The organism is bacterium, assembly GCA_035307765.1.
Lineage (GTDB): Bacteria > Sysuimicrobiota > Sysuimicrobiia > Sysuimicrobiales > Segetimicrobiaceae > Segetimicrobium.
In genome coordinates this window covers 133,948-152,440 of sequence record DATGHU010000044.1, presented here as the reverse complement: position 1 = coordinate 152,440, position 18,493 = coordinate 133,948, and the positions used below count along the sequence as shown (strand labels likewise).

General features: G+C 68.0%; 22 protein-coding genes. 13 read left to right on the top strand and 9 right to left on the bottom strand.

Going from position 1 to position 18,493, the window contains the following annotated elements:
* Positions 1 to 23 precede the first annotated feature (23 nt).
* The 6 genes from VKV57_15420 to VKV57_15395 all read left to right on the top strand — a co-directional run bounded on the left by VKV57_15420 (position 24) and on the right by VKV57_15395 (position 5,735).
* Positions 24 to 686 (top strand): phosphoribosyltransferase family protein, encoded by a 663-nt coding sequence (locus tag VKV57_15420; GenBank protein ID HLW61292.1) that lies wholly within the window; start codon positions 24 to 26, stop codon positions 684 to 686.
* A gap of 1 nt (position 687) precedes the next feature.
* On the top strand, positions 688 to 1,788 hold the full coding sequence (gene gcvT / locus VKV57_15415; protein HLW61291.1) for a glycine cleavage system aminomethyltransferase GcvT: 1,101 nt from the start codon (positions 688 to 690) through the stop codon (positions 1,786 to 1,788).
* Positions 1,789 to 1,860: 72 nt separating this feature from the next.
* Positions 1,861 to 2,247, top strand: coding sequence for a glycine cleavage system protein GcvH (gcvH, locus tag VKV57_15410; GenBank protein HLW61290.1), 387 nt, complete (start codon positions 1,861 to 1,863; stop codon positions 2,245 to 2,247).
* Positions 2,244 to 3,587, top strand: a complete 1,344-nt coding sequence (gene gcvPA / locus VKV57_15405) for an aminomethyl-transferring glycine dehydrogenase subunit GcvPA (protein HLW61289.1) — start codon at positions 2,244 to 2,246, stop codon at positions 3,585 to 3,587. Before gcvH ends, gcvPA begins: the two co-directional genes overlap by 4 nt.
* The gene (gcvPB, locus tag VKV57_15400) at positions 3,584 to 5,086 is read left to right on the top strand and encodes an aminomethyl-transferring glycine dehydrogenase subunit GcvPB (GenBank protein HLW61288.1); all 1,503 of its coding nucleotides are present in this window, start codon (positions 3,584 to 3,586) and stop codon (positions 5,084 to 5,086) included. The genes gcvPA and gcvPB overlap by 4 nt, the downstream gene beginning before the upstream one ends.
* A gap of 307 nt (positions 5,087 to 5,393) precedes the next feature.
* Complete coding sequence (locus VKV57_15395; GenBank protein ID HLW61287.1) at positions 5,394 to 5,735, top strand: hypothetical protein; 342 nt, start codon at positions 5,394 to 5,396, stop codon at positions 5,733 to 5,735.
* 109 nt (positions 5,736 to 5,844) lie between these two features.
* Here the strand turns inward: VKV57_15395 and VKV57_15390 are convergent, their stop codons facing one another.
* From VKV57_15390 to VKV57_15350, 9 genes are all read right to left on the bottom strand, one after another.
* On the bottom strand, positions 5,845 to 6,180 hold the full coding sequence (locus tag VKV57_15390) for a nitroreductase family deazaflavin-dependent oxidoreductase (protein ID HLW61286.1): 336 nt from the start codon (positions 6,178 to 6,180) through the stop codon (positions 5,845 to 5,847).
* A gap of 31 nt (positions 6,181 to 6,211) precedes the next feature.
* Positions 6,212 to 7,228, bottom strand: a complete 1,017-nt coding sequence (locus tag VKV57_15385) for a TIGR03617 family F420-dependent LLM class oxidoreductase (protein ID HLW61285.1) — start codon at positions 7,226 to 7,228, stop codon at positions 6,212 to 6,214.
* On the bottom strand, positions 7,218 to 7,454 hold the full coding sequence (locus tag VKV57_15380; GenBank protein ID HLW61284.1) for a hypothetical protein: 237 nt from the start codon (positions 7,452 to 7,454) through the stop codon (positions 7,218 to 7,220). The genes VKV57_15385 and VKV57_15380 overlap by 11 nt, the downstream gene beginning before the upstream one ends.
* On the bottom strand, positions 7,451 to 8,293 hold the full coding sequence (locus VKV57_15375; protein ID HLW61283.1) for a cyclase family protein: 843 nt from the start codon (positions 8,291 to 8,293) through the stop codon (positions 7,451 to 7,453). Before VKV57_15375 ends, VKV57_15380 begins: the two co-directional genes overlap by 4 nt.
* Before the next feature lie 44 nt (positions 8,294 to 8,337).
* Positions 8,338 to 9,330, bottom strand: coding sequence for an ABC transporter permease (locus VKV57_15370; GenBank protein HLW61282.1), 993 nt, complete (start codon positions 9,328 to 9,330; stop codon positions 8,338 to 8,340).
* An 8-nt stretch (positions 9,331 to 9,338) separates the two neighbouring features.
* On the bottom strand, positions 9,339 to 10,340 hold the full coding sequence (locus VKV57_15365) for an ABC transporter permease (GenBank protein ID HLW61281.1): 1,002 nt from the start codon (positions 10,338 to 10,340) through the stop codon (positions 9,339 to 9,341).
* On the bottom strand, positions 10,337 to 11,845 hold the full coding sequence (locus VKV57_15360) for a sugar ABC transporter ATP-binding protein (protein ID HLW61280.1): 1,509 nt from the start codon (positions 11,843 to 11,845) through the stop codon (positions 10,337 to 10,339). Before VKV57_15360 ends, VKV57_15365 begins: the two co-directional genes overlap by 4 nt.
* Before the next feature lie 84 nt (positions 11,846 to 11,929).
* Positions 11,930 to 13,027, bottom strand: coding sequence for a sugar ABC transporter substrate-binding protein (locus VKV57_15355; GenBank protein HLW61279.1), 1,098 nt, complete (start codon positions 13,025 to 13,027; stop codon positions 11,930 to 11,932).
* 427 nt (positions 13,028 to 13,454) lie between these two features.
* Complete coding sequence (locus VKV57_15350) at positions 13,455 to 14,387, bottom strand: SMP-30/gluconolactonase/LRE family protein (protein ID HLW61278.1); 933 nt, start codon at positions 14,385 to 14,387, stop codon at positions 13,455 to 13,457.
* Positions 14,388 to 14,626: 239 nt separating this feature from the next.
* Here VKV57_15350 and lexA point away from each other — a divergent pair, with 239 nt between their 5' ends.
* The 7 genes from lexA to VKV57_15315 all read left to right on the top strand — a co-directional run bounded on the left by lexA (position 14,627) and on the right by VKV57_15315 (position 18,478).
* Positions 14,627 to 15,259 (top strand): transcriptional repressor LexA, encoded by a 633-nt coding sequence (lexA, locus tag VKV57_15345; protein HLW61277.1) that lies wholly within the window; start codon positions 14,627 to 14,629, stop codon positions 15,257 to 15,259.
* Positions 15,250 to 15,546 (top strand): hypothetical protein, encoded by a 297-nt coding sequence (locus VKV57_15340; GenBank protein HLW61276.1) that lies wholly within the window; start codon positions 15,250 to 15,252, stop codon positions 15,544 to 15,546. Before lexA ends, VKV57_15340 begins: the two co-directional genes overlap by 10 nt.
* A 4-nt stretch (positions 15,547 to 15,550) precedes the next feature.
* Positions 15,551 to 16,033, top strand: a complete 483-nt coding sequence (locus VKV57_15335; protein ID HLW61275.1) for a reverse transcriptase-like protein — start codon at positions 15,551 to 15,553, stop codon at positions 16,031 to 16,033.
* A 125-nt stretch (positions 16,034 to 16,158) separates the two neighbouring features.
* Entirely contained in the window at positions 16,159 to 16,704 is a 546-nt protein-coding gene (locus VKV57_15330; protein ID HLW61274.1) for a tetratricopeptide repeat protein, read from the top strand.
* Between the two features lie 123 nt (positions 16,705 to 16,827).
* Complete coding sequence (trxA, locus tag VKV57_15325; GenBank protein HLW61273.1) at positions 16,828 to 17,166, top strand: thioredoxin; 339 nt, start codon at positions 16,828 to 16,830, stop codon at positions 17,164 to 17,166.
* 508 nt (positions 17,167 to 17,674) lie between these two features.
* Complete coding sequence (locus VKV57_15320) at positions 17,675 to 18,040, top strand: MerR family transcriptional regulator (GenBank protein ID HLW61272.1); 366 nt, start codon at positions 17,675 to 17,677, stop codon at positions 18,038 to 18,040.
* Between the two features lie 51 nt (positions 18,041 to 18,091).
* On the top strand, positions 18,092 to 18,478 hold the full coding sequence (locus VKV57_15315; GenBank protein ID HLW61271.1) for an Hsp20/alpha crystallin family protein: 387 nt from the start codon (positions 18,092 to 18,094) through the stop codon (positions 18,476 to 18,478).
* The last annotated feature ends 15 nt before the right edge of the window (positions 18,479 to 18,493 follow it).

The window sequence follows — 18,493 nt, the reverse complement described above, 5'->3', positions numbered from 1 at the left end:
GTGAAGTCGTGTAAGGAGCGGCGATGCGGTTCCGAGACCGTCGGGACGCGGGGGAACAGCTCGCCCGGCAGTTGCGCGCGCTGGGGCTTGGGCCGTCCACGGTCCTCGCTATCCCCCGAGGAGGCGTCGTCGTGGCGGATGCGATCGTCCGGAACCTCGGTTGGCCGCTTGACGTCGTCATCCCCCGGAAGCTCCGGGCTCCGAACAACCCCGAACTGGCCTTCGGGGCCGTCACCGGCGAGGGGGTGATTTACCTGGACCGCCGGCTGACCCGAACGCTGCGCATCGCGGACGAGTACCTCCGCGAGGAAATCACGGCGCAGATCGCCGAGATCGCCCGCCGGCGCCTCGCCTACCGGGGGTCGCGCCCCGAGCCCGATCTCCGGAATCGGTCGGCCGTACTCGTTGACGATGGCCTGGCCACCGGGGCAACCGCGATCGCCGCGGTCCGGATGCTGCGCCACGCGCTGGCGCGCGAGGTGGCCGTGGCCATCCCCGTCGGACCGCCCGAGGCCGTCCGCCGGTTGGAAGGGGAGGCGGACCGGGTGATCTGCCTCCTGCGGCCGGCCGAGCTCGTCGCCGTCGGCGAGGCGTACGAGGACTTCCATCAGATCGAGGACGGTGAGGTGCAGTCCTGTCTCGGGCGCGCCTGGGGACGAGCCGAAGCGCCGGGGGAGGAGCGATGATATGGACGAGCCGCTGAAGCGCACCCCCCTCTACGCCACCCACGTCGCCGCGGGCGCGCGCCTGGTTCCGTTCGGCGGGTGGGAGATGCCCGTGCAGTACACGGGGATCATCGAAGAACATCAAGCGGTCCGCACCCGTGCCGGGCTGTTCGACGTCTCCCACATGGGCGAGGTCGACCTGGTGGGCGCGGGGGCGCTGCCGCTCGTACAGCAGTTGGTGACGAACGATGTGCAGCGGCTGGCGACCGGCCAGGCTCTGTACACGCCGATGTGCACGCCCGACGCGGGGATCATCGACGACCTCTTGGTCTACCGGCTGCGGGACGACCACCTGATGCTCGTCGTCAACGCGGCGAACACGGCGGAGGACCTCGCCTGGATCCGCGACCACACGGTGGGCGAGGTGCGGATCACCGACCGCACCGCCGAGATCGCCCTGCTGGCGCTCCAAGGGCCGCGGGCCCAGGAGATCCTGCAGCGGCTGACCCCCGTCCCCCTGGCGCCGATCCCCTACTACGCATTCCGCGACCACGTCGAGGTCGCCGGCCGGCCCGCCCTCGTCTCCCGGACCGGCTACACGGGTGAGGACGGGTTCGAAGTCTACACCGAAGCCCACCATGCGGTCGCGGTGTGGGAAGCCATCCTCGAGGCGGGAGCCCGGCCCGCGGGCCTGGGAGCGCGCGACACGCTCCGGCTCGAGAGCGGGTACCTCCTCCACGGCAACGATATGGACAAGACCACAACCCCGCTCGAGTGCGGCCTGGGGTGGACGGTCAAGCTCGCCAAGGGCGAATTCATCGGCGCCCCCGCGCTCCGGCGGCAGAAGAGCGAGGGCGTGACGCGGAAGCTCGTCGGTTTCGCGCTCGCCGAGCGGACCATCGCCCGCCACGGATTCCCGCTGCGGCAGGACGGGACGGCAATCGGACGTGTGACCAGCGGGAGCTTCGGCCCGACGGTGGGCCGCAGCATCGGTCTGGGATTCGTGCCCCCCGCGTTCGGCGAACCGGGGCAGCACCTCCTCGTGGACATCCGGAGCCGGGGGGTGGGGGCGACGGTCACGAAGCTGCCCTTCTACAAGCGCCAGGCGGGAGGTGGGACGTAGCGGGGCGAAGCGATATCGCGCCCGCGTGCGGCGGCGCGGGGCGGCTGAACGTTCCAATCCAGGGAGGGCCACGTGTATCCGAAGGAACTGCGTTATTCGAAGGAGCACGAGTGGGCGAAGGTGGAGGGCACGCGCGTCCGCATCGGCATCACGAAGTTCGCCGCCGACCGCCTCTCGGATGTGGTGTACGTCGAGCTGCCGACGGTCGGCAGCGAGGTGACGTTCATGCAGACCTTCGGGGTCGTGGAGTCGGTGAAGGCGGTGAGCGATCTCTACGCCCCGGTCTCCGGTAAGGTCGTCGAGATCAATGCGGCGGTCGTTGAGAAACCCGAGATCATCAACACCGATCCCCACGGGGCGGCGTGGATGCTCGTCGTGGACCCCAAAGACCCAGGAGAGCTCCGGCAGCTCATGGACGCGGACGCGTACATGGCTCTGATCGGGGAGCAGCGGTCGTGAAGTACATCCCGGTCACGCCCGCCGAGCGCGAGCGGATGCTGCGGTCGATCGGCGTCGGGAGCGTCGACGATCTGTTTCGCGACATCCCGGCGGAGGTCCGGCTCCGCGGACCCCTCGACCTTCCGGCGGCGATGCCGGACCCCGACCTGCTCGCCCACCTGCGAAAGCTGGCCGACCGCAACGCCGACTGCGACCGGCTGACCTGCTTTCTGGGCGCGGGCGCCTACGACCATTTCGTCCCCAGCACGGTCCCCCACCTCGCGCTCAAACCCGAATTCCTGACCGCGTACACCCCCTACCAGGCGGAGCTGATGCAGGGGGAGCTCCAGGCGATCTTCGAGTACCAGACCCTGATGTGCGAGCTGACCGCGATGGACGTGGCCAACGCCTCCATGTACGACGGGGCGAGCGCGACGGGCGAGGCGGCCAGCATGGCCGCCGATCTCACCAAGCGGGCACAGGTTCTCGTCAGCACCGCCGTCCACCCGGAGTACCGCCGGGTGCTGCGGACCTTCACGAGCCACCTCCGAGTCTCGGTGGAAGATCTCCCCACCCGGGACGGGGTGACGACCCCCCAAGCCGTGCGGGAGGCCCTCACCGACGACACCGCTGCGCTCATCATCCAATCGCCCAACTTTTTCGGGTGCTTGGAGGAGGGGGAGGCGTTGGCGGCGCTCGCCCACGCCCGCGGCGCGCTGCTGGTCGTCGTGATCGCCGATCCCATCTGCCTCGGCCTGATCCAGCCGCCGGGCGAGGCCGGCGCCGACATCGTCACCGGGGAGGGCCAGCCGCTGGGAAACGCGCTGAATTTCGGGGGGCCCTATCTCGGCATGATCGCGACCCGGGAGGCCTTCATCCGCCGGCTCCCCGGACGCCTGGTGGGTCGGACGGTGGACACCGAGGGACGACCGGGGTACGTGCTCACGCTGCAGACCCGCGAGCAGCACATTCGTCGCGCGCGGGCGACGAGCAACATCTGCACGAACGAGTCGCTCAACGCGCTGATCGCGGCGGTGTACCTCTCCACGCTCGGCCGCCAGGGCATCCAGGACGTCGCCGAGTTGAACGCCCGGAAGGCCCATTACGCCCGCCAGCGCATCGCCGCGCTCCCCGGATACCGGATCGCGTTCCCCGCGCCGACGTTCCATGAGTTCGTCGTCCGCTGCCCGGTGGACCCGGAGGAGATCAACCGCCGGCTGCTCGCCCACCGGATCCTCGGCGGCCTCCCGCTGGGACGGTTCTATCCTGAACTGCGCGACTGCTGGCTCCTCTGCGTGACCGAGTCGCGGACGCGGGAGGAGATCGACCAGCTGGTCGGGTACCTGGAGGCCATGCAATGAGCGCTCCGGCGCGGACGTCCGGGCCGGCGGCGGCGACCCCGCTCTCGAAGCGGCCCGTGCCGATCATCTTCGAACGGGGCGCCTCCGGCCGGGTGGGCTACAGCCTCCCCCCCAGCGACGTCCCGGCGGTTCCCCTCGACGCGATCATCCCGGCCGCCCACCGCCGCGCTCGCCCGGCGGCCCTGCCCGAGGTCAGCGAGCTGGACGTCGTGCGGCACTATACGGCGCTCAGTCGGCGAAACTACTCCATCGACGAAGGGTTTTACCCGCTCGGATCGTGCACGATGAAGTACAATCCCAAGATCAACGAGGACGCGGCGCGGCAACCCGGGTTCGCCCGGCTCCACCCGTATCAGCCGGAGGAGCTCGTGCAGGGGGCGCTTCAGCTGCTGTGGGAACTGGAGCACGATCTTGCCGAGATCAGCGGCATGGATCGGGTGACGTTCCAGCCGGCGGCCGGGGCGCACGGGGAGATGACGGCCCTGCTCATGCTCGGCAAGTACTTCGAGGAGCGCGGGGAGCGCCGGACGACCGTCGTGGTCCCGGACTCGGCGCACGGCACGAACCCGGCCTCGGCCGCGATCGCCGGCTACCAGGTGGTCGAGGTGAAAAGCGATCGCCGCGGCAACATCGACCTGGAGATGCTCAAGGCCGCGCTCACCCCGCAGGTCGCCGCCCTGATGCTGACCAACCCGAACACCCTCGGGCTGTTCGAGGAGCAGATCCTCGAGGTGGCGCGCGCGGTCCACAACGTCGGAGCGCAATTGTATCTGGACGGGGCGAACTTCAACGCGATCCTCGGGATCACCCGGCCGGGCGACCAAGGCTTTGACGTCATGCACTTCAACCTGCACAAAACCTTCACCACCCCGCACGGAGGCGGCGGGCCCGGCGCGGGGGCGGTGGGGGTGCGCGCCCACCTCGTTCCCTACCTGCCGGTCCCCACCATCGAGCGCGAGGGGCAGCGGTTTACGTTCGACGACGATCGCCCGAAGACCATCGGCAAGATCCGCGCCTTCTACGGCAACTTCGGCAATCTGGTGCGCGCGTACACGTACATCCGGACGATGGGCGCCGTGGGGCTTCGCGAGGCCTCCGAGACCGCGGTCCTCAACGCCAACTACATGCTCAGCCGGCTCCGCGACCACTTCGATCTCCCCTACGATCGCATCTGCAAGCACGAATTTGTGCTCTCCGGCCGGCGGCAACGCGACCGGCACCACGTCACCACAAAGGACATGGCGAAGCGCCTCCTCGACTACGGGTTCCACTCGCCGACGATCTACTTCCCGTTGATCGTCGAAGAGGCGATCATGATCGAGCCGACCGAAACCGAAAGCGTGCAGACCCTCGACGCGTTCATCGAGGCGATGATCGCGATCGCCCGGGAGGCCGAAACCGATCCGGAGATCGTCCGGCAGGCCCCGCACGAAACGCCGGTGACGCGGCTGGACGACGTCGCCGCGGCGCGAAAGCCGGTCCTCCGGTGGCGCCCCTAGCGCATCGCCCCCACCCGTTCACCGCTCCACCCGGGCTTCCGGACCGCCGCCTGTGCTCGGAAGAGACCCGGGCGGATCGCCGTACCTTCGGCGGCACCTCGCCGCAACCCGGGAGCCAACTCCCTCGCACGCGGGATAGCCCGCCGCCGGATCCGATCGCGAGGTCTGTCTCCCGGTGAAAGGGGGCATGAACATCGGTGGGGAGAGGGGCCCCGCCCGGATGCAACCCCGAAGCGCAGTCATCGCAGCCCGCTCCATCGTCACCAGATCCCGCACACTCCTGGGGGGCCCCTCCATCGGTCCCCGCGTGTCTTTCGCAAACGGCGTGCCGAAGGGCTACCAGGGGCCGGGGGAGGCGAACGCGACCATCGTCTACATCAACGGCGCCATCAACTCGCTGAGCGGAACGCTGGGACAGAACGAACAGACGACGATCGCGGCGTCGGACACCGTCACGATCACCGGGAATATCCAAGATCAGACGCCGCCGAATCCCTCCGATCCCACATCGAACCCGACGAACCTCTTGGCAGTCTACTCCTCGGGAGGAGACATCGTGATCGGCCCCTCGGCGCCCAACAACCTCGTCATCCAGGCCGTGCTGATGGCGGGGGGTACGGACGCGCGTTCACCTTCGAGACGCGGATGAGCCGCGGGTTCGCCCCGCCGTACTTCCCGACCACCAACGAGTGCTTGATCACTCCGGGATCGCAGCCGCTGGCCGTGGTGAAGGCGAACTGGCGCGAGGCCACGCCGCCCTAGGCGACTTCGTCCCGGTCGGGCGTGATCCGCACGGGCAACCCCTCGCCCCACCCGTACTTCTCCCGGGCGAGGCGCCGCGCCGCCTCCCACTCTTCACCGTCCCGCGTCGGATCGAGCGGGCGGGCCGCGGCGCCGAACTCTCGATCGCCGAGCCGAACCCGCACGTGGGGGTGGCGCACGATGTTCTTCACCCACTGCGCGTCGTGAAACCCCTCGGCGAGCACGTACAGCACGCCCCCCGCCTCGACGAACCAGATCTCGATCTCGCGCGGCAGGCCGGTTTTCCGCCCCGTCGTCGTCAGGTAGAGATATTGAGGCCGATCGACGCCCATGCCCGCGCGCGCCCCCGCTCCCCCGTGCCGATTAGGTCCGGTGGAACGCCTCCACCATCCGTGTCCACCCCACTCGGTCTGCGGGCGTGAACGGCCAGTAGGACGCGACCCGATCGACCAGCCCCGCGTATCGGGCGCGGAGCGCCCGCCCGACTTCCTCGTAGCCCCCGCGGAGGACGACGGCGTCGACCACCGCGTCCGGCAGCTGCGCGGCGAGCTCCTCCGGCCGCCGTTCCCGCACCAGTCGGTGGAGCCGATCCGCGACGTCCCCGTACCCCAAAACGTCCAGCAGAGGCCGGTACGTCGGGGTCGAGCCGTAGAACGCCATCCGCGCCCGCGCCCGCGCGACCGCCGCGTCCACCTCGGCGGAAGTGTTCCCGGGCGCGATGAACACCGGGGCGTAGAGCTGCACGTCGCCGCGGGACCGCCCCGAGCGGGCGAGTCCCTCGGCCAGATGCGGGAGGACGAACTCTCGCAGGTAGGTGACGGAATGCAGCGGGTGCACGACGAATCCGTCCCCCACCTCTCCCGCCAACCGGCAGAGCAGGCGGTTCACGCCGGCGATAAAGATGGGGATCCGCGGGTGCGGGTTCCGGCCCGGATCGAAGAAGGGGCCCATCAGGTTGATCCGATAGTACGTCCCCTCGACCCGCAGCGGCGTGCCTTCCTGCCACGTCCGCCAGACCGCCCGGAGCACCTGGACGTACTCGCGCAGCTTGGGCGCCGGCGGATCCCAGGGCATGCCGAACCGACGCTCGATGTGCGCCCGCACCTGGGTCCCGAGCCCCAGCAGGAACCGCCCCCCGGAGAGCCGCGAGAGATCCCACGCCGTCTGCGCGACCACCATGGGGCTCCGCGCGAACGCGGCGGCCACGCCGGTGGCCAGCTCCAGGCGCGTCGTGTGCTGCGCCGCCACGGCGAGCGTGACGAAGGGATTGTGTTTGGTGTCGTTGGCCCACAACCCCTGAAAGCCCACCGCCTCGGCGGCGCGGGCGATGTCCGGCACGTCCTCCAAGGCGTCCATGGCGAGCGCGCAATCAAGCTTCACGCCGACGCGCCCCTCTTTTGGCGGCGACCGCTCCATCCTCGCGGCCGGTCAGCGCCAGCTCATCATCGAGCACCACCGATGCGTCGACCCGCGGCACGGGGTATCCGACCTTCTCGTTATAGGGATCGACCAGGATCGCGGTGGGGCCGCTCCGCAGCAGACCGCGGCGTGGCCGAGGTACGTGATCTTCACGCCGATCCTCCTCACGCGCCGTCGCCGCCGTCATGCCCGACGCCGGCGCATCCCAATCGCCCGCCCCGGACATCCGGAGGCGCCCTCGACCTTCAGTGGGAGAAAGATAAAGTAGGCGCCCCGGGGGGCAAGCTGGTCGAGGCCGGAGAGATTCTCCACGTAACGCATGCCGTGTTCGAGTCCGGTGTAGTGCGGGGAGAGCGCATCGTGCGCCGCGCCGATGCTCGGCGCATCGATGCCGAGAGTCGTGATCCCGCGCCCGCGCATGTAGTCGATCGCCGCCGCGCGCGGGGCCGGCCATCCCGGGCCGGCTCGGGTGACGACGGGATCGAACGCGTACGCCCGCCCCGCCGGCCAGGGTTGGTAGTACCGGTCCCACCCGGTGTGCAGGAGCACGATCTCCCCGCTGCGGAGAGGACCCTGCCGCGCCTCCCACGCCCGCAGATGGTCCGGGGTGATCCACGGGCTCACCCCGGGGCCCCCCGCGCCGATCAACTCGGTCACGTCCACTACCGCGGCCGGCCCCATCAAGTCGGTGAGCGAGATTTGCACGCCGGTCTGCCGCCCGAGCAGCCCGGCGTGGGGAAGCCCGGAGTCGGCGGGGGGAACGAAGTGGCTGGGCGCGTCGACGTGGATGCCGCAGTGGTCGTCGAGGGTGATCCAGCGGACCTGGACGGGGCCCATGTACGCGTGGACGGGCGCCGGCGCGCCCGACTCCGCGAACCAGTTCCACACCTTCTGCTGAAACGGCATCTGCATCGGCCACCAACACGGCCAGCGCTCCCCGTTGGTCACGGTTAAGTCGATGACCGGATACTCCGCCAGGACGTCTGCGATGGAACCCGCTCCACCCGCGGCCTCTCGTTGATCCATCTCCCGCTGGCTCCTCTCGGGGCGTCGGACGGGCGCCCCGCCTCCTAGGCTTCCTCTGGCTGCCGCCCGTAGAGCAGCAGGGCTGCGAGGATCGCGAAGCCGTACAGGACGCTGCGGCCGGCCTCGGGGATGCTCAGCAGCGTCAAAACATCGGTGAGCACGGTGAGGATCATCGCGCCGGCGATCGTGCCGAAGTAGTGCCCCGTTCCCCCCAGGATCGACGTCCCGCCGATGACCACGGCGGCGATGCTGGCGAAGAGATAGGGATCCCCGGCCCCCAGCGTCGCCTGGCCGGCGTAGCCGGCGAGGATGATGCCGGTGAGCGCGCTGAACCCGCCCCCCAGCGCGTAGACGGTGACCGTGATCCGGCGCGTGCTGCCGCCCGCCAGGTACGCCGCGACGGGATTGTTCCCCAAGGCGTAGACCCAGCGCCCGAAGGTCAGCCGACTGAGCACGACCCAGAGCGCCGCGGCGAGCGCCACCCACAGCAGCAGCTGGACCGGCACACCGCCGGGAAGCACCCCGTTCACCACCTGGCTGACCGCGCGGGGAGCGTACGCCTTCGCCCCGCTGCTGGTGAACCCGTTGGTGAGCCCGAGCACCAGGCCCTGCATCACCCCGTTCATGCCCAAGGTCATCACCACCGGAGGAACTTCCAGCAAAATGATCCCCAACCCGTTCACGGCTCCGACCGCCAGGCCCATGCACAAGGTGGCCGGCACCACCCACGCCGCGTTGAGGTCGCTGCCGGCCGCCAGCGACGTCAGCATCACGCCGCCCGCGTTGATGACCCAGGCCACGGAGAGATCGATCCCCCCCGTCAGGATGACCAGCGACTGTCCCGCGGCGACAAACCCGGTGAACGAGGCCACCACCAATACCGAGAACACATTGGCCAGCCGGAGGAACCCCGGCTGAATCACCCCGCCGATGAGGAAGAGGAGCACCGCCGCCCCAAAGGTCAGCACGATGCTCCGCCGGACCGGGTCGGCGAACCGGAGGGGGCGCTCGGCGGTCGCGTTGGGCCGTCCGGCCATCGCCGCTCCTACCCCGCGCGCCCCAGGAGGAGATTCACCAGCACGCTCGCCGCCATCGCCAGGATCAACACCAGTCCCTGGAAGAACTCCTGCAGCAGGGGGTTGATGTTGGCGAAGAACAGGATGTTCACGATCAGCGTCAGGACGAATGCCCCCGCCATGCTCCCCGCGGCGCTGCCCCGCCCGCCGAAGAGGCTCACCCCCCCCAGGACGACCGCGGCGATCGAGGTGAGCGTGTAGACGGCTCCGGTCGTGGCGTCTCCGGAGGTCGTCACCGCGGAGAGATACAATCCCGCCAGCGCGGCAAACAGCCCGGACAACGCGTAGGCGGCGATCTTCGCCGCCACCACGGGCACCCCGTTCGCGCGTGCGCTGCGCTCGTCGTCGCCAACGGCGTACAAGGCGACGGCCAGGCCGGTCCGCCGGAAAAGCATCCAGAACCCGATGAGCACGAGCAGCGTCACCGCCGACGCCGGCACGACGTTCCAGGCGTTCCCGGCGAGCACCGCGGTGAACCCCGGCGGGATGGCGCCCCCCGGCTGCGGCAGCACGAACAGGGCGGCGCCGGCCCAGATGGAGAGGCTGGCCAGCGTCACCAGGATCGGCTGGATTCGTCCGACCGCGACGAGTAGGCCGTTCACCGCCCCCGCCGCGGACCCGACCAGCAGGATGAGCCCCGACCACCCCAGGCTGCTGCTCAGCGTGTCCTTCATGTACACCGCGGCGAGGCTGTTGGTGAGGCTGATGATCGAGCCGACCGACAGGTCGATACCCCCGGTGAGCACAACGAAGGTTTGGCCGATCGCCGCAATCAACAACGGCATCGTGTTATTGAACACCGAGGTAACTGAAAACACCGACAGCTGGCCGTGGCCCAGAGCATAGCTGACGTAGTACAGGCCCATCACCGCCAGCACAAGGTAACTGAGGACGAGCGAGGCGTTGCGGGCCGCGTAGCGCCTGAGGCAACTCCCCCCCGCCGCGCTGCCCCGGAGCTCGGCGGCGCTCACGCCGGGGCCTCCGCCCCCACCTGGAGCGAGGCGCGCACCAACGCGTCGGCGGTGATGTCCGGCCGGCGGAGCTCGGCGGCGACCCGCCCTTCGCGCATCACGAGAACGCGGTGGCAGAGGTGTGCCATCTCCGCGGTGTCGCTCGAGTAGTACAGGATCGCCCGCCCATCGGCGCTGAGCGACGCCACGAGTTCGTAGATATCGTGCTTCGTGGCCACGTCCACGCCGCGTGTCACATCGTAGAGGAGCAGCGCCACCGCTTTTGTGAGCAGCCAGCGGCCGATCAGCACTTTTTGCTGATTTCCGCCGGATAGGGTTTCCACGGCCTGATCGGGCCCCGGGGTGCGGATATCGAGCTGCCGGATCATTCCATCGACGACCTTCGTCTCGGCCGCCAGATCCAGATAACCGACCCGGCTGAGGTCGGTGAGCACGGGCAGGGTCATGTTTTGCCGCACCGACATCGGCAGGAGCAGCCCTTCCGCCTTTCGGTCCTCCGGCACGAGGGCGATTCCGATCCCGGCGCCGATGGCGTCGCGGGGGTGGCGGATCGTCACCGTCCGCCCCCGGACGGCGATCGTTCCGGCGCGAAGACGCTGCGCGCCGAACAGCGCCAAGAAGAGATCCCGCTGGCCCTGACCCTGAAGGCCGCCGATGCCGAGGATCTCCCCGCCCAGGACGGTGAACCCGACGTCGCGCACCCGGCCCGCCGCCAGCCCCCGGGCGGCGAGGACGGGCTCGGAGGTCCCCACGGCCGGCAGCGGAGGGAACATGGCGCTGAGGTGCCGGCCCGTCATCAGCTCCACCGCGCGGTCCTCATCGATGGCCGCCGCGGCAAAGGTGCCGACGCGCTGGCCGTTTCGAAAGATCGTGATGCGATCGGAGAGGTCCCGGACCTCGTTCCAGCGGTGGGAGGTGAATACGATCATCCGCCCCTCGCCTCTGAGACGCCGGATCAGGTCGAACAGCCACGCCACCTCACGTTCGGTCAACGCCGAAGTCGGCTCGTCGAAGAGGAGGATCCCGGGCGAGCGGGAGACGACTTTGGCGATCTCGACCAGCTGACGCTGGGCGAGCGGAAGGCTGCCGACGGTGGCATCCACACTGATCTGCGGAAGTCCCAGGTCCATCAGCAGGCGCGCCGCGTCGCGCACCAGCGCGCGGGGGCGGATCAGCCCCAGGCGCCCCCGCGGCTCGCGGCGGAGCATCAGATTCTCGGCGACGGTCATGTGGGGGAGCAGCGTCAGCTCCTGAAACACCGTGCCGATGCCGAGACGTTGCGCCGCCGCCGGCCGGTCGATCCGGACGTCCCGACCATCCAGCCGGATCCGGCCCCGGTCGAGCCGCAGCAGCCCGCTCAGGATCTTGATCAGCGTACTCTTGCCGGCGCCGTTCTCACCGACGAGCGCGTGCACCTCGCCGCGGTCGGCGTCAAACGACGCCTCCTGCAGGGCGTGAACGCCCCCGAAGGACTTAGAGATGGCGACGGCTTCAAGGTACGGCATCGGGACCTCGATGGCGATAGCGCGACCGACCCGCACGGCCGGAGGGCCGTGCGGGCCGGTCGCGATCACCCACCCTGTGGGAGTCTACGGGAGCCGGATCTTCAACTCCCCCGAACAGGGCTTGCCGGTCTGCGCGGCCTCGACGCAGATGGGCGCGTCGGCGCCGGTAAAATCATCGAAGAAACTGCTCGGCAGCTTCGGGAACGCCGTCGCCCCCTCTTTGACGTCGTCCGAGGTGACGACCGGGAACGGAATCGTGATGTCCTCCGCCTTTCGCTTCCCCTGCAACACCTCCACCGCCAGCGCAAGGGAGATCAGCACGAGAAAGGGCGGCTGGCCGATGGAGAGACCGCGGAAGCCTTGGCTCTTGTATTTCACCATCGCCACCCGAAACCCGTTCTCCGCCTCGCCGGCGATCACCGGCAGCTTGCGGTGGGCCTTGATGAACGCGTTGATCACCCCATCCGTCCCACCCTGCGCCCAGACGCCGTCGATCTTCGGGAAGGTGGAGAGCAGCGGGGCAATCTTCTGCTCGGATGTCGCCGAGTCCCACATCCCGCTGAAGCGGGTGAGCACCTTGATCCCCGGGTTCTTCTTCCAGACACTGTCGGCGCCGGCGTTCCGCTGTTCATCGACGTGGGTGCCGGGCACCCCCGTGTCCATCACCACGTTCCCCTTCCCGTTCAGCTCCTTGACGATGAACTCGGCCAGTTGCTCGCCAAACTTGAACTGATCGGTGTTGACTTTCACCGCGCACGGTGCGGTGACGACGTTGTCGTACGAAACCACCAGGATCCCCGCCGCGCAGGCCTGGCCGATCACGCCGTTGAGGCCCGTGGGAGACGCCGCGTTGATGACGATCGCGTCCACCTTTGACGTGATCAGATTGTCCATCTGCTGGATCTGGGCGGGGACGTTGTTCCCCGAGTTAAACACCTCGGCCTTCACCAGACCCTTGTACGGGGGCATCTGCACCCCCGCCTTGAACAGGTTCTCCATCTCGATGCGCCACGTGTTGCCGATGAAAGAGTTCGCCAGATCAATCCGGTACGGCGGGTTCTTAGGCTTGATGGTCGGCGGCCCGGCGGCGATGCCCGGGGCGACCACACCCCCAATGAGGATGCTCCCCACCACAGTGATCGCGAGAAGGAACGCAACGCCAGACCGCACCTTTGCTCTCATCCCTCGCCACCTCCACTGCACAGGTTCCCGGTATCGAGAGTCCTGCCAGGGTCGTTCGCGCGCATCCCTGACTCCCGCAAGGGCTTTCTCTCCGGGCCGGGGGCACCCCTCCCACCCCAAGCGCGCGCACGGGAGAGGCCTCGCCCGCGCGCTCCGGGACCAGCGCGGGGCGCGCCGAGAGTGGCGGTGAGCTCGTGAGGAAGGAGGTCAGTCAACCACTGAGTTCCTGGCCCGGCCCGGCCGCTCAGAGCGCTGACGATGTGAGACCGTCCGGGCCACACGGGCATCGGCTCTTCGAGGCTATGGAGGGATCGATCACCCGGGCGGTCCCGGGCATCCCGAGCAGCGCGTCGGGCCGAACTGGCCGCGTTGATCCGCGCGCGCCGCCCTCCTCTCCCTTCCTCGTCCCGGCCGATCGGGCCTCGGATCAGAAGACGGACCGTCCCGGCACGCGAACCCGGATGCGATACACGGAGGTGCACGCGGCGATGAACAGAGAGCGCAGATCGGCGCCGCCCCAGGTGAAGTTCGCCGGCGTTTCCGGCACCCCGATCACCCCCAGGCAAGTGCCGTCCGGATCAAACACGTGGAGGCCTCCGGGCCCGCAGGAGTAGAGATAGCCTTCGCTGTCGATCTTCATCCCGTCGGGCACTCCCCCGCCCTCGCCGACGGTCTCCGCCCACACCCGACCCCCCGTCAGGGTCCCCGCATCAAGACCGAAAACCCGGATGTGGTTGCGCCCGCTGTCGTTCACGAACAAACGGCGCTCATCAAGGGAGAGGCACAAGCCGTTCGGCCGGTCGAAGTCGGCGCAGAGGAGCCGCAGGGCACCGTCCCCCGGCGCGATCCGATACACGCCCTGAAAGCTCAGCTGCTGCGGACGCGGGACTCCATGCGGCGCCATTCGTCCATACGGGGGATCGGTGAAATAGATCGCCCCGTCGCTTTGCACCACGACGTCGTTCGGGCTGTTGAGCTCCTTCCCTTCGTAGCGGCTCGCCAGGACCGTGATCGCTCCGTCGCGTTCGGTTCGGGTCACCCGGCTGGTCGCGTGCTCGCACGCGATGAGCCGGCCCTGTCGGTCGTAGGTCAGCCCGTTGGCCATGTGGCTCGGCGTCCGGAAGGCCTGCGCGCCGCCTTCCTCGCTCCACCGCCAGATGCAGTCCCCCGAAATGTCGGTGAAGAGAAGAAACCGCTCCAGGGGATGCCAGACAGGCCCTTCCGTGAACTGAAAGCCCGTCCCGATACGCTCAACCTCGGAAGCCGAAGCCGCCCCAACCACCGACACAATTCGAGGATCGCGAACCTCGACCGACATCTCTCCCCGCCCCCCCTGCGCTGCCGCCAGGGGAAACTTCATGCCCGCGCCGGCGGCTCCTCTCTGGAGGGTAAATTCTCAGCGCTCGGCCGCTTGCGGACGAGCTTGAGCCCGCAATTGCGCGTGGGAGCGAGGAGGCTTGCTAATCCCACGAATTCTCATGCTATCGTACATTTGTTCGTGTATATCGGTCATTGAATGCGTACAGATGTTCGATATAATGGAAGCAGCGAAGGGTCAGGGCATTAATCCAGGTCGAGGTCCGGAGGGGGTGACCGCAGGTGGCGCAGCGTAGGCTGACGGCGCGGCAACAGCAAATCCTCGAGTACCTCGTTCATCAGGTGAGGGACAAAGGCTACGCCCCGTCGGTCCGGGAGATCGGCTCCGCGCTCGGCCTGCGATCGCCATCCACCGTTCACCAGCATCTGGCCGCCTTGGAGCACAAAGGCTGTATCAGGCGCAACGGGGATCGCATGAGGGCGCTTGAGATCATGGACAAATCCCTCGTCCAGACCGGGAACAGCATCACGCTCCCCCTCGTCGGCCGGGTTTCGGCCGGGCAGCCATCCCTGGCGGAGGAACAGACAGACGAGCGTGTAGATGTTCCTCCCGAACTGTTCGGAGACGTGCGGGGATGTTTCATGCTGCGCGTCCGGGGGGATAGCATGATCGGAGCGGGCATTCTTCAGGGCGACTTGGTCGTCGTCCGTCCCCAACCCCGTGCGACGACCGGGGACATCGTGGTCGCGCTTCTGGGGGATGAGGCCACCGTGAAGCGTCTGGCGATGGACCAGCAAGCGCCGGTCCTCATGCCTGAGAATCCGGCCTATCGACCAATCCGTCGCGAGTTCCAAGTCATTGGGCGCGTGGTCGGGGTTCTTCGCGCCTACCAGGAGGTGCACGCATGGGCGTAACAGCCGCCAGCCTACCGGGGACTCGGGGTCGGCCCCGCCGCCGGATCACTCATGTACGGGCCCGACCGACTCGACGCGCGGCGGAGGCGCGGATCGTGACCGGCGGGGACCGACCAAGCATCGAACCGTGGCTGTTTTGCGGAAAATCCCTCACGCCGTGCGTTGCGCCCAGCGGCCCGAAGACGCTTTGGGAGAAGCTTCAGGACGACCGCGAGTTGGTGGGGGTGAAGATCGCGCTCCTCGCCACCCTCCTCATCATGACCGCGGCCCTGGAGCTCGTGGCGTAAGCGGATGGGCCCCACAACACTGCACGCGTACGTCGCCGCCGCGGAGCCCCTGGGTGGTCGAACCGGCATGGGCGTGGTGTTTGTCGATCCGCACGGCCGGGCACTGCGCAAGATCGGCCGGGCACTCCCGGGGGTCAGCCGGCGCAGCCTGGCCGCGTTTCGTGGCATCATCTACGCGCTCTGGCACTCACGCCGGTTGGGATCGCGCCGCGTGGTGATCCACTGCGCCGATCCAGACGTCGTGTCGCAGATCAACGGCTACCATGACGTCGACGAGGAGTGCGTGGGCCCGTATCTCGAGGTGCGGGCGCTCCTGCACGCGTATCGCGTCGCGCGAATCGAGCTCAGCGCGCGCGGAGCCGAGGATCTATTCTGGCCGCAGGCCGCGCAGGCGCTCGCGGACGCCGCGCTGGACCGCGACGTCGATGAAACGGTTGAGGACCTGCCGCTGTGGTCAGGGGTGATGGAGGAGCGGTCAACCGCCTGAACGGCGCGGGCAGAAAGGAACCTCGCAACCCCCCTCCGAAACCCATTAGGCTCGATCCGCCGCCCCGCCGCTGAGATCCCTCGCTCCGGCGTCGTGGAGCGTGCGGAGTGGGACATTCACACGTGATGAATCCTGAGGATCCCGGTTCGATCATTGCCGAAGGTGAGGCGAAGCTGACCGCCGGCGACTTGGACGGCGCGCTCCAGGCATTTCTCCGCGCCGCGGCGGCCGCCCCAACGTCCGCGCTGGCTCACAGCAAGGTTGGAATCGTGTATGTCCACAAGAAGCAGTGGGACGCCGCCGCCGGCGAATTCACGCGCGCCATCCAACTCGATCCCACCTACGCACCCGCGCACAGCAACCTCGGCAACGTCTACCGCGAGCGCCGGCAGCTCGACGAGGCGATCGCACAGTACCAAAAGGCGATCTCCATGGATCCGGATTACTGGATCGCCCATCAAAACCTGGGGGTCGTCTACAAGCAGCAGGGACGCGTCGGGGAGGCCGTGCGCGAGTTCAAGATCGCGACCCGCCTGTCGCTGCGGGCCCCCGCCGCCGGCACGGGGGGAGCAGGCCGAACGGCCATGGGCCGCCGGACCGGCTGTCTGGGTTCCGGAGGGATGGTCATCCTCGCGATCCTCGCCGCCGCCGCGGCGTTCAGGCTGTCATAACCCCCGCACGAGGCCCGGACCCGGAAAATCGCCCAACGCATGAGAGGCGGCTAAGGGGGGAATAAAACAAGGTGAGGGGCGGTTCACCAGAGGCGGTAAGCAAACGAGTAGGAGGCATCATCCATGGCTGGTGGAACTCAGGCGGTTACCGAACAGACGTTCGAAAATGAGGTGCTCAAGTCCACGACCCCGGTGCTGGTCGATTTTTGGGCTGCCTGGTGCGGACCGTGCAAGATGATCGCTCCGATCGTAGAGGATCTCGCCGGGGAATACGTCGGGAAACTCAAGGTCCTCAAGCTCGACGTGGATGAGAACGGTGGGGTGGCCGCCAAATACAACGTGATGAGCATTCCGACCCTTGGCATCTTCAACAAGGGGGAATTGGTCGAGCGCATCGTCGGCTATATGCCCAAGGAACAGCTCAAGAGGCGCATTGATGCCGCGCTGACTTCTCGGGTGTAGATCCCATCCGGTCACGCCTTGAGACGCCTGCTGCCGACGATGAAAGCCAAGCGAGCCACGGTCGAATCGCCGATCTTGGCGAAGATCCGGAGGGTCGCGGAACGCCGCCAGGCACTCTGGGGCAAGCTTCCTGGGCTGACGGCGACCGACCGGGCTGAGATCAGTAAGCTTACGGCCCAACTCGAAGCGCTGTGGGAGCAACACCGGATCGCGCTCGCAAGACCGCATCCGGCGCCCCGCGGTCGAGCTCGGAGGGCGACTCCCAGCCCAAGGAGAAGCTCGGCGGCGTAACTCCTCACCCCTCCAGTGTTGGACCCAAATCACCCCGGGCCGTGAAGATGTGCCCGGGGTGGTCCATTTCCGACCCCGCCAGGGAACGACCCCCAGCCCCCGGTGCACAGAATAGCATCACATACGACATTAGAGTTGACAATGATGTTGTCAACTATCTTGACATGCCATGAGCCGGTTTGTTATACTCGCTTTAGTCGCAGCGGAGAGGTAAGCCGTGAAGAAGCTCGAGCCGGACACCCCGGTCTACGTGATCAGCGTGGCGGCCGAGTTAATCGGATGCCACCCGCGAACGCTGCGGATCTATGAGGAGCGGGGGCTGCTGTCGCCGACGCGGCGGCGGCGGATCCGCCTGTACTCGGCGCGGGACATTCACCGGGTGCGGATGATCCGCTTCCTCACCGAGGAGAAGGGACTGAACCTCGCCGGGGTCCGGATGATCCTGGAGATCCAGGAGCATTATCACGAGGAGTTTACCTGGGTCTACAGCGACGGGGAGTTGTTTGAGTGGCCTGAGAGCGAACACGAGAGCAAGCCGGGCAAGACTAATCGAGGAGAGCAAGAAGGAGGGAAGAGGCGATGAATATCGTGCGGTGGGATCCTTTCCAGGATGTGTGGACCCCTGAGTCGATCGGTGGATCGCTTGCTCGACGATGCCTTCGGTGGGGGACTGCCCCGGGACGGCACGCCCGCGTGGGAGCCGGCGGTCGAAATGTTTGAAACCGACGGTGAGATCGTCGTCCGGGCGGAACTCCCCAACATCGACCCCACCCAGGTCGACATCACGGTCACGAACGACGCCGTTACGCTGAGAGGACAAACCAAGACCGAGGAAGAGCACAAGGGGCGCAACTACGTTCGGCGCGAACTACGGACCGGGACGTTTATGCGCACGCTGCCGCTCCTGACCGAGGTGAACAGCGGCGACGCCAAGGCGACTTACCGGGATGGAGTGCTCGAGGTGAAGATCCCCAAGTCGGAGCGGGTGAAACCGACGTCGGTGAAGGTGCAGGTCGGCTAGGAACCGCGCGCCGGC